The organism is Ruoffia sp. FAM 26255 (genome assembly GCF_045528525.1).
In the GTDB taxonomy this organism is placed as follows: domain Bacteria; phylum Bacillota; class Bacilli; order Lactobacillales; family Aerococcaceae; genus Ruoffia; species Ruoffia tabacinasalis.
The window spans coordinates 1-10,370 of sequence record NZ_JBGQQX010000066.1 but is presented as its reverse complement, the minus strand read 5'-3'; the positions used below and the strand labels follow the sequence as shown (position 1 = coordinate 10,370).

Here is a 10,370-nt window from a genome sequence, read left to right as displayed (position 1 = left end):
CGAAAAGAGTCCACAGATTTAGGCTGTGGATAGTTAAAAAGCCTGAGGCTTCCATGTTTTCCACATGCGAATGTCTCGGGCTTTTATTATGGTATGCGATATCGTAAAATTTTGGGTAAATTCAAAACTTAGTAAGTATTGAACCTGACCGAGATTTATGGGTCATCGGTGTTGATTTAGACCAAAGTGCTGAAGGTGAAGTAGATATTGATGGTGAAACTCGCAATATCAACTTAACTTCTACTTTAAAGAACACTGGGAATGCCATTCACTCTTTCAGTAATACTATGATGGAAGAAGGCTTTGAACCTGGCATCCAATGGTTTAACCTTGCTAACGATGGTGTAGGTATCGCAGAAGGAAGATTAACCGATGAATCATTAGAAGTCATCGAAGATTACAAACAACAAATTATAGACGGAGACATTGAAGTTCCAGATGCTCCAGAATAATATATACTAATAATTTAAATATCAGGATCACTTTTGTGGTCCTGATATTTTTTGTCTTTTTTAATATTCGATTGTCTTTTTTAAGAATCCATTCAATTTAAGCAATAAGTAAGCCTATTATTATACCCTATGACAGAAAATAACGAGTGCCGTTTAGAATAAGCTCTAAACTGACACCCGTTATATAAATTACTCTGTGTTATTAAATCTTTACTAAAGATTAGCCTAATTTGTTGTAGTACTCAACAACTAATGACTCATCAATTTCAGCATTTAATTCGCTACGTTCTGGTAAACGAGTTAAAGTACCTTCTTTAGAGTTTTCGTCATATGAGATGAAGTCTAAACGAGAAACAACGTTTTCTAAGTTGTTTTTGATTAATGCTAATTCTTGAGATTTTTCACGTAAACCAATCACTTGGTCTGGTGATACTAAGTATGATGGAATATCAACACGTTTACCATCTACAGTAACGTGACCGTGGTTAACTAATTGACGTGCTTGACGACGTGTATTAGCAAATCCTAAACGGTATACTAAGTTATCTAAACGAGTTTCTAATAACACCATGAAGTTCTCACCGTGTTTTCCTTCCATTTTACCTGCACGTAGGTATAATGTTGCGAATTGACGTTCGTTTAATCCGTACATGAAACGTAATTTTTGTTTCTCTTGTAATTGAGATCCGTACTCAGAGATTTTTCTACGAGAGTTGTTCCCGTGTTGTCCTGGTGCGTAGTTACGTTTTGCGATTTCTTTCCCTGTTTCAGTTAAAGAGATTCCTAAACGACGTGATAATTTCCATGATGGTCCTGTATATCTTGACATAATTTAATTCCTCCAATAAGTTTTTTTGGAGTAAAATAATTCTGTTTAAAACTCGAATGCGTGCATTCCGCTTTTCACTTTCACCATTAGCAGCCGCGGTTACTCGATGCCCTACTTATTTCATTAGGTTTTAGAATGTTGACGCGCTTTCTGTTTTAACGCTGCATTATTTTACACAAGAGCTAGTGTACCAAACAGGTGTATCAAAAGCAAGCATTATTTGATAAATTCTGTCGTTCGAATCACTCTTGCGTCTCCTAATAATTTTACTAATTCATTATCATGGGTAATAATCAAAATCATAATCCCTTGATTAGATAGTTGAGTAATTAATTCCGCAATTTTACCGACAGTTTTCTCATCTAAGGCAGAGGTTGGTTCATCGAAGCAAAGTAAGCTTGGATTCATCATCATCGCTCGCGCAATCGCAACACGTTGCTTTTGTCCACCTGATAACTGGCTCGGTTTAGAATCCCCTTTGTCTCCGACACCCATTTGTTCCAACAATGAAGCCGCTCTTTCTTCTAAAACTGCTTTGTCAGCAAATTTATTCGAAAGTGGTGCTAATAATAAATTCTCAGTCACACTTAAGTTTGGGAATAATTGATAATCTTGGAATACAAGTCCGATCTTGTATTGATAATCTTTAATGGATTGATTATCTTGATATTCTCCGTCTTTAACTAAGTAAGTATCATCAATCGAGATAGAACCTTTATCAACTTCTTCTAGGTGATTGATCATACGTAGTAATGTTGTCTTCCCGCTTCCCGACTCCCCTAGAATGACTGTAATTTCTCCTGGGGCAACTTCCATACTATAATTACTAATTACGACATTGTTCCCGAACTGTTTACTAACGTCCTTTACGATTAAACTCATTTGTAATCCTCCTAATAGTCAATTCTCTTCTCAATTTGATTTAATACGATTGTGACAATCCCTGTTAAAGCTAAGTAAATCACACCGACATATAAGTATGGCATCATACTTGCGTACTGATTAGATAATGAACGTCCTACTTTTAGTAATTCGTCTAAACCAAGAATATAAATAAGTGATGTGTCTTTTACTAAACTGATGACTTCATTACCTACGGAAGGCATTACTACTTTCCATAGTTGTGGGAGAATCACTCGACGATATCCGGTTAGTTTATTAATAGATAATACTTTTAATGATTCGTACTGACCTTGAGGAATGGCATTTAAGCCCCCTCGGAAAATCTCCACTAGATAAGCAGCGTAGTTTATGATCATAGTCGCTAAGGCTGCAGGCACACGGTCTAGTGTAATACCTAAAAACGGTAAGCCGAAATATACAACCATTAATTGAAGAAGTAATGGCGACCCCCTAAAGACGTATACATATACTTGGATGATTGCTTTTATCCAAGCTGGTGCGCGTTGTTCTAATAAGGCGATAATCAAACCAAGTGGAATACTGACAATTAAAACAACAAAGAATACGAGTAAAGTTGTTTTGGCTGCATCCAATAATGGTGCAAGCATATTTGCTTCTTCAGCAGACTCATCGCCTCCTAATTCAGCGAACCAACGATTTTCTATTTCTTCATAAGCTTCACTATTTAATACCTCATTTAAAGCGACATTAAAGTCTTCAACAAAGGCTGTTTCATTTTGTCTGAAACCTACGGCTGTTTCAGTTATTCCAAAGTCTTCATCTAACATGCGGTAGTCGCCTGCTTGACCGTTTTGTGAGAAATAATATCTTGTCACTAATTCTGCAACCACAATCGCATCCACCCGACCTGTAGCTAATTCTTGAAGGACTTCATTAAAAGAAGAGAAAGTAATCACTCGACCGTCATCTAATGATTCTTCTAAGCCTGGTTGTTGTCTGATTGCTTCTAATTGAGAGGATCCTTCTTGAGTCGCAACTTTCTTACCTTCTAAATCTGCAATCGTTTGAATCTCACTATCATTCTTAACTAATACACCGACGCGACCTTCGACATAATTATCAGAGAAAAGTACTAATTCTTCTCTCTCAGGTGTTTTTGAATAACCGTTCCAGATCATATCAATATTTCCGTTATTCAGTTCTGCTTCTTTCATTGACCAGTCAATGGATTGGAATTCATAATCAACCCCCATGTTGTCAAAGACTTCTTCAGCTAATTCAATGTCAAAGCCTGTATATTCACCATCATCTATAAACCCATAAGGTGCGAAAGTTGAATCGAGTCCAACTGTAACTGTCTCACCAGGTTGGATTGTTATATCCGATTGAGCTGCTGCTTGGATGGGTACAAATACCAACATACTAAGTATTAATAAATTAAGCCATTTTTTCATTTTCAAACTCCTTTAAACAAATTAAAAACGCCCTTCACTCTGTTTGGGAGCAAAGGACGTCGAGACGTGGTTCCACCTTCATTTATAATTACCTCACGGTAATTAACTTAATCACTTATGCTACATGAGCAAAAGTGAGACGATAACGCGTCAAACGTTTTATGTTTTGTGATAGGGTGTGTGTGAGTATGGCTTCATGATTTGCTTTCCAGCTACCGCAAACTCTCTTTCATGAAGGAATCCATCTTTAAAACCTATCCATAAATAAATTATTATTAAGAATATGGTAAAAGAAACCAACGTTAAAGTCAATGATTTTAATATCTTTTTAATTTTAAGCTTCGATGCGTCTTTCGATAAATCTCAACACCAATGTTGTCACACCTGTAAATAATAAATAAATAATTGCTACATAAACAAATGGCATTAAACTGGCTTGTTGATTCGACATCGTTCGACCTACTTTTAATAATTCTTCTAAACCAAGAATATGGATTAATGATGTATCTTTAATCAAACTAATGACTTCATTCCCTACGGATGGCATAACGATTTTCCATAATTGTGGAAATATGACGTTTTTTAAACCATTGAAGCGATTGATTGAAAGAACTTGTAAGGCTTCGTACTGCCCTTTAGGTATGGCATTTAACCCACCTCTAAAAATCTCAACAAAATAAGCGGTATAATTTAAGACTAAAGTAATGAGGGCGGCTTCAAACCGCCCCGATACTATGCCAATAAATGGAAGACCAAAGAACATAAACATCATTTGAAGCAATAAAGGCGTCCCGCGAAAAAGATAAACGTACCCATTCACTATTAACCCTAATGTTTTCGAAAATCTCTGCGCTAATAAGGCAATTATTAACCCTAGGGGAATACTTAATATTAGCGTGAATATGAAAAATTGAAAGGTTGTAACGAAACCATTATATAGGGGTTGTAACATTGATAAGTTCATTTCTTTTCGCTCCTTATAGCTTACTCATTAGTTATATTATTCGCTATCTACATCACTAAACCATTGTGATTTAATTTCTGTAAATGTGTCATCTTCAATAATTTCTGCTAACACGGCATTAAACTCTTCAACAAACGCTTCATCTGATTTACGGAAACCGACAGCATAGTCTTCTTCACCAAAGTTTTCTTCTAAAATTCGATATTGATCTGCCGTCCCATTTTGCTCTAGGAAGTAAGTTGCTAATAATTCATCAACAACAATACCTTCTACCCGGCCATTATCTAAGTCACTAAATACTTCTACAAACGTTGGATAGGTGACTGGTTGAGCGCCATCTAGTGCTTCGGCAAAGTCAGCTTCATTCATAATCGCTTCTAGTGAAGCAGATTGCTCTTGAGTTGCGATTAATCTACCTGCAAAATCTTCTTTGGATTGAATATCACTATCCGCTTTAACAATAATCACTTGACGGTTTTGAATATATGGCTCTGAGAATAGGACAACTTCTTCACGTTGTGGTGTAACTGAATAACCGTTCCAGATCATATCAATGTTTCCAGTGTTTAACTCTGTTTCTTTCATACTCCAGTCAATAGGTTGGAAAGAATATTCAACATCCAGACGACCTAGAATTTCATTGGCTAAATCAATATCAAAACCAACATTCTCTCCTGCTTCATTCTTGAAACCAAAAGGGGCAAAAGTGTCATCGAAACCAATGACTACCCCTTCATCTTTATTTATTTCTTGTGCAAAACTTGGCTTTGAAACGGATAATAATAACAATAGAGCGACAAATACCATACTAATTTTTGATACAAATTTTTTCATTTTCTTATCTCCTTTTTATAAATCAAAGCAACAAAAGACGTCCTTTAATCCAATCGGATTAAAGGACGTCTACGACGTGGTCCCACCTTTTTTTATAATTATTTCGCAATAATTATCTCAGCAAGTAATAGAATTACTTTGACGATAAAGGGTCAACCTTGATTATTATACAAAGGGTGTGTCTTCATAGGGGGCTATGCTTTGCTTCTCAGCTACCGCAAATTCTCTTTCATAACCTTGCCTATCTCTTCGTCCTTTGAAACAATCTGTTTTATTTATGAGTTTATAATAAGATATATAATCAAACAAGTCAAGTGTTTTAATTTAATTCTAATAAAAGTTACTGATTTTGTCTTCTAACCACAAAAAAATCCCCCCTAATTTCTTAGGAGGCATCGTCCTTACATTGTAAATTATAAGGCTGCAACAGTTGCCATCACCATTGTGGCAGATACTTTACCTGCAGTAACAATGAATTCATCGAATGTAACTGAAGCTTCATCATTAGCTGAATCTGAAATCGCACGAATAATAACAAATGGGACTCCCATAACATATGCTGCTTGAGCAATCGCAGTAGATTCCATTTCAGCCGCTCGAGCTAACGGGAAATTATTTAATATTTCTGACTTTTGTTCTTGTGTTGAAACAAATTGATCACCTGAAACAATTTGTCCGATATAAGGTTCTAAGCCAATTTCACGACATGCATTTTGAGCTATTCTTACCATTTCAGTATCTGGATAATATTGCGCTGGCATTCCAGCCATTTGTCCAAGCTCATAATTAAAGCCGGTTACATCGACATCATGATAAGTTAATGAATGGGCAATCACAATATCTCCGACTTCTAAAGCAGAGTCCAGTGCTCCAGCTGACCCTGTATTAATAATATGTGTCACATTAAATAATTGTTTTAATAATGTCACTGTGATTGTTACGTTTACTTTCCCAATCCCTGATAATACGAGAACAACTTCTTTGCCTTCCAAATTACCTTTAATAAATTCTACACCGAATTGCTCAGTGTGTTCTTGATTTGTAATAGATTTTTTTAACTCGCGAATTTCTTCTTCCATCGCTCCAATTAGCCCAATAATCATAATTATTCCTCTTTCTTTTATGTATTTTATAGTAAGAATGCAATGACTAACACGATAATTAATAATACGCCAACAATGATAATACCATTGTTTAAGAAGCGATCGATCCGTGCATTATACTTCGCACGTCTTGGCATTGCATTGTTTTGACTCGTTCTTGTTGCTTCTTGCTCGTCATTCTCTTCTGTATATTCCTCTGGTATTTCACTTTCATAATTTGTTTCATATGGAATTTCTTGTTCATCATTTGCATATCTTTGACTTCTTGTTTCATATTCAGGATTGAAGTCATCTTGTTGCTCTTGATAATAGGAGTAATCCTCTTCACTTGGCCACAGATTCTCCTCATATGTTTCATCTGGATTAATCTGATATTCACGTGTTTCATCAAATTCCAGCTCTTCTTCTTGATTATTATCATAATCTAAATAATCTTCATAAGCACTATTTCGTTTTCTATTAAACATTTTATTCACCCTTTTGATATAGCCAGTAATTTAAAGCAAGTGCAGTCTTCATATCCCTCACTTCATCATTATCTAGCATAGTCTTCACTTCTTGACGAGTATATTCAACTAATTCAATCTGTTCGTCCTCATCTTGAGCAAGTGGATTTTCGACTTTAATTAAGCCTTCCGCAACAAATACGGTTACCTTTTCATTAATAAAGCCTGGAGACACATAATAACTACCTAACTCCGTCCAATCGTTCGCCTGATAGCCTGTCTCTTCTTCAAGTTCACGTTTAGCTGCTAGGAGTGCATCTTCTTCTTTACCCTCAATAAAATCTCTTAAACCCGCAGGTATCTCAATAATGTGATCAACCACTGCAGGTCGATATTGCTTCACAAGTATTGCAGTATCACGCGGTGTGATCGCTAAAATACCGACCGCTGATTGATGATTAATTAATTCACGGTAAGCAAGTTGCCCGTTCTCTAATTCGATTTGATTTCGATATAATTGTAAGATTGCCCCATCATAGATTAATTCACTTTCTTTTAAAGCTTCATCTTGTAAGAATGGGATATGTTCTGGATTCGAATACATCATGTACCTCCTAATAAATATAAGACAAATTGTAGCGCCTCTTCCTGTATAATACAAGTAAAGACTTCAATCCACTTTTCATTCTTCTCTAACTGTAAGTATAGACAAGTTCTGTGTGTAATGCATGACTTTTCGGTTAAATTTATATGCCCAATATTTAAATATGGGTCTCTAGTCCGATAAATGATTCAATGCTCTATGATAAACTTTAGTTAAGATGAACATGAAAAAGAAAAAAATTAAATGGAGGATTAATTATGAAACGACCACATACAAATAAATCAAGTCGTAAGCGCAGAAATGTTCCCATGATTATTGTAATTTTACTATTCCTTGGGATACTGCTATCCGACTCAACATTTTTACCATACTCACTTATTTACCTAACCATCGTCATCGTTATGACCCTTGGTTCAATTTCAACATTATCACGTCTATATAACCATCAAACTAATGACAATCCCCATCTTTTACAAACCATTGTCTATTTATTTTCGCTTTTAAGTCTTGCGGGGGCAGGTCTTAATGCGATTTTTGAGGTTGATTATCATATGATAAATAATATAATATTACTCTTTATCTTATGTCTAACCACCCTTTTTGGGTTTGGAGTTATGACTTTTATCATTGATAAGATATTTGTGAATCAGCCAAAATCATTTACCAAAAACCCTTTTTCTAGATCTAAAGCAACAGATAAAATTCAACATTATCAAGAAGCTGGTTTATCTGATGAAGAAATTTCATACTTTAGAGAACAATTAGCCCAAGCACGCGAACATATTATCTCGATTGAAAAACAAATGAACGCTACTGCTAAATTACGTGCCATTGATGTTAGACACAATACGATTGAAATAAGTAAGCAATTCTTTCAAGATATTGTCAAAGAACCTAAACGCTTCAGTGAAGCCGGAGATGTTATATACCGTATTCTCCCTTCCTTAGATGATTTAACTGAGAAATACAATGAAGTGAGCGAACACATTGCTAAGAACAAACAAACGTATCTGATTCTAGAAAAAAGTGCTCAGACGATTGAAGAATTAGCTGAACGCTTAACTGAAGATTATATTAGCTTCCACAAGGCGACTTATCAAGATTTAGATGACGAGATTAATTTAGCTAACCGTACTTTAAATCGCCAGCAAACAAATGATCCATCTAAATCGGTTGATGAAATATTAGAAGATTGGAATAATATGGACAAAGATGATGACATCGAGACGAAGGAGTAGAAAAATATGACTGAAGAAAAAGACTTATTCGACGAACTATTAGAACAAGAACACGGTTCTATCAATGAACCCGTTCAACCAACGCAACAAGAATCATCTGAATTTGATGAATTACTTGACAATCCCTTCGATGAAACTATCGAGCAAACGCTAGAAAAAGATTTAGCTGATCAAGAAATGCTTGCTAAACGTCAAGTATCCAATGAAAAGTTAATCGAACGTTTGCCAGAGCATCGCCAAAAACAAGCACAAGACTTAGCTAAACAAATTGATGAAGCGAACATGGGTGCCATCATAGCTTATGGTTCAAATGCACAGAAAAAATTAAGTGAATTTTCTCGCTCGATCCTTCAACAAGTCCAATTAAAGGATACGGGAGAAGTTGGTGATGTTCTTACAGAGTTAATGACTAAGCTACAAGAATCTGACCCACGTCAACTAACGGCTGAACCAAACATCTTCCAACGTGTATTCAAACGAGTGAAGAGTTCAATTACTGAAACTCAAATGCGTTACCAACAAATTGGGAGTCAAATTGACCGAGTGGCTATTCGCCTAGAACGCGAAAAAACGGAATTGTTAAATGACAATCAGATGTTAGAACAATTCTATAATAAAAATAAAGATTACTTTGATGCTTTAAATGTCTATATTGCTGCCGGAGAAGTTAAGATGGAACAGCTTCAAAGCGAAGTCATTCCAGCAGCGATTGAAAAAGCGCGTCAGTCTCAAGATCAAATGGAAGTCCAAAAAGTGAACGACTTAAATCAATTCTTAGACCGCTTGGATAAGCGAACACATGATTTACGACTGACGCGACAAATGACTATTCAACAAGCGCCACAAATTCGTATGATTCAAAATACGAATCAAGTGCTTGCTGAAAAGATTCAAGTTTCAGTCCATACTGCTATCCCCCTTTGGGAGAACCAAATTACAATTGCCCTAGCCTTACTTAGACAACAAAACGCGGCCACATCACAACGCCAAGTGTCTGAGACAACGAACAACTTGTTACTTAAGAATTCTGAAATGTTGAAACAAAGCACTGTCGACATTGCTCGTGAAGCAGAACGTGGTGTCATCGATATCGATACCTTACGCAAAACGCAAAGCAATCTAATTAGTACTTTAGAAGAGACATTAGAGATTCAACAAACAGGCCGTCAACAACGCCGTTTGGCAGAGCAAGAATTGCTTGAGATGGAAAATGACCTACGTGATAAATTATTAGCTATCTCCAATGAGCAAAAAAGACAACGCCAAGATAACCCAACTGAATATTAATAAATAAAATACATCGATTCATAGAGATTTGCTCTCTAATGGATCGATGTATTTTTTGAGGAATTTTTATACTAGTTAGGCATTATATACTCAATCTACTATCTCATCTTTTATATAGACGAGCATCACTATTCTCCTTGTAATATATAAAGTTATTTCTTTTATAAAACTTGAATTGTAAAATTAAGCTAGAAAAATAAATAAACCATTTGTGGTACACTCAAAATAAATTTCCAACCACGAAAATTAGGAGAGTGACCACAAATGGCCTACACACATCTTACCATGAAAGAAC

General features: G+C 35.7%; 11 protein-coding genes. 3 read left to right on the top strand and 8 right to left on the bottom strand.

The window, feature by feature from the left end; all coding sequences use genetic code 11:
* Positions 1–119: 119 nt before the first annotated feature.
* A complete protein-coding gene (locus ACEN31_RS10160; protein WP_407109340.1) occupies positions 120–452 on the top strand; it encodes a BMP family ABC transporter substrate-binding protein in 333 nt (110 codons plus the stop codon).
* A gap of 220 nt (positions 453–672) precedes the next feature.
* Here the strand turns inward: ACEN31_RS10160 and rpsD are convergent, their stop codons facing one another.
* The 8 genes from rpsD to ACEN31_RS10120 all read right to left on the bottom strand — a co-directional run bounded on the left by rpsD (position 673) and on the right by ACEN31_RS10120 (position 7,550).
* Positions 673–1,281: a 30S ribosomal protein S4 gene (gene rpsD / locus ACEN31_RS10155; protein ID WP_197104534.1), complete on the bottom strand. Its 609-nt coding sequence runs from the start codon at positions 1,279–1,281 to the stop codon at positions 673–675.
* Positions 1,282–1,497: 216 nt separating this feature from the next.
* Positions 1,498–2,163: an amino acid ABC transporter ATP-binding protein gene (locus ACEN31_RS10150; protein WP_138403624.1), complete on the bottom strand. Its 666-nt coding sequence runs from the start codon at positions 2,161–2,163 to the stop codon at positions 1,498–1,500.
* Positions 2,164–2,174: 11 nt separating this feature from the next.
* Complete coding sequence (locus ACEN31_RS10145; RefSeq protein WP_407109339.1) at positions 2,175–3,599, bottom strand: ABC transporter permease subunit; 1,425 nt, start codon at positions 3,597–3,599, stop codon at positions 2,175–2,177.
* A 334-nt stretch (positions 3,600–3,933) separates the two neighbouring features.
* On the bottom strand, positions 3,934–4,563 hold the full coding sequence (locus ACEN31_RS10140; RefSeq protein WP_407094859.1) for an amino acid ABC transporter permease: 630 nt from the start codon (positions 4,561–4,563) through the stop codon (positions 3,934–3,936).
* Positions 4,564–4,599: 36 nt separating this feature from the next.
* Positions 4,600–5,397 carry an amino acid ABC transporter substrate-binding protein gene (locus tag ACEN31_RS10135; RefSeq protein ID WP_407109338.1) on the bottom strand — a complete coding sequence of 266 codons (798 nt, stop codon included), beginning with the start codon at positions 5,395–5,397 and terminating at the stop codon, positions 4,600–4,602.
* Between the two features lie 413 nt (positions 5,398–5,810).
* Complete coding sequence (locus ACEN31_RS10130; RefSeq protein WP_138403628.1) at positions 5,811–6,500, bottom strand: 5'-methylthioadenosine/adenosylhomocysteine nucleosidase; 690 nt, start codon at positions 6,498–6,500, stop codon at positions 5,811–5,813.
* Between the two features lie 26 nt (positions 6,501–6,526).
* Positions 6,527–6,967, bottom strand: coding sequence for a hypothetical protein (locus ACEN31_RS10125; RefSeq protein ID WP_407109337.1), 441 nt, complete (start codon positions 6,965–6,967; stop codon positions 6,527–6,529).
* Position 6,968: 1 nt separating this feature from the next.
* Positions 6,969–7,550 carry an NUDIX hydrolase gene (locus tag ACEN31_RS10120; RefSeq protein ID WP_407109336.1) on the bottom strand — a complete coding sequence of 194 codons (582 nt, stop codon included), beginning with the start codon at positions 7,548–7,550 and terminating at the stop codon, positions 6,969–6,971.
* A 257-nt stretch (positions 7,551–7,807) separates the two neighbouring features.
* On the opposite strand from ACEN31_RS10120, the gene ACEN31_RS10115 reads away from it, so the two are divergent.
* Both ACEN31_RS10115 and ACEN31_RS10110 read left to right on the top strand, forming a co-directional pair.
* Complete coding sequence (locus ACEN31_RS10115; RefSeq protein WP_407109335.1) at positions 7,808–8,788, top strand: 5-bromo-4-chloroindolyl phosphate hydrolysis family protein; 981 nt, start codon at positions 7,808–7,810, stop codon at positions 8,786–8,788.
* 6 nt (positions 8,789–8,794) lie between these two features.
* A complete protein-coding gene (locus ACEN31_RS10110) occupies positions 8,795–10,075 on the top strand; it encodes a toxic anion resistance protein (protein ID WP_407109334.1) in 1,281 nt (426 codons plus the stop codon).
* Positions 10,076–10,370: the final 295 nt, after the last annotated feature.

Bases quoted from the DNA above. Each gene is read 5' to 3' on its own strand.
- rpsD (WP_197104534.1), bottom strand. From the start codon at position 1,281: ATGTCAAGATATACAGGACCATCATGGAAATTATCACGTCGTTTAGGA.
- ACEN31_RS10150 (WP_138403624.1), bottom strand. From the start codon at position 2,163: ATGAGTTTAATCGTAAAGGACGTTAGTAAACAGTTCGGGAACAATGTC.
- ACEN31_RS10145 (WP_407109339.1), bottom strand. From the start codon at position 3,599: ATGAAAAAATGGCTTAATTTATTAATACTTAGTATGTTGGTATTTGTA.
- ACEN31_RS10140 (WP_407094859.1), bottom strand. From the start codon at position 4,563: ATGAACTTATCAATGTTACAACCCCTATATAATGGTTTCGTTACAACC.
- ACEN31_RS10135 (WP_407109338.1), bottom strand. From the start codon at position 5,397: ATGAAAAAATTTGTATCAAAAATTAGTATGGTATTTGTCGCTCTATTG.
- ACEN31_RS10130 (WP_138403628.1), bottom strand. From the start codon at position 6,500: ATGATTATTGGGCTAATTGGAGCGATGGAAGAAGAAATTCGCGAGTTA.
- ACEN31_RS10125 (WP_407109337.1), bottom strand. From the start codon at position 6,967: ATGTTTAATAGAAAACGAAATAGTGCTTATGAAGATTATTTAGATTAT.
- ACEN31_RS10120 (WP_407109336.1), bottom strand. From the start codon at position 7,550: ATGTATTCGAATCCAGAACATATCCCATTCTTACAAGATGAAGCTTTA.
- ACEN31_RS10115 (WP_407109335.1), top strand. From the start codon at position 7,808: ATGAAACGACCACATACAAATAAATCAAGTCGTAAGCGCAGAAATGTT.
- ACEN31_RS10110 (WP_407109334.1), top strand. From the start codon at position 8,795: ATGACTGAAGAAAAAGACTTATTCGACGAACTATTAGAACAAGAACAC.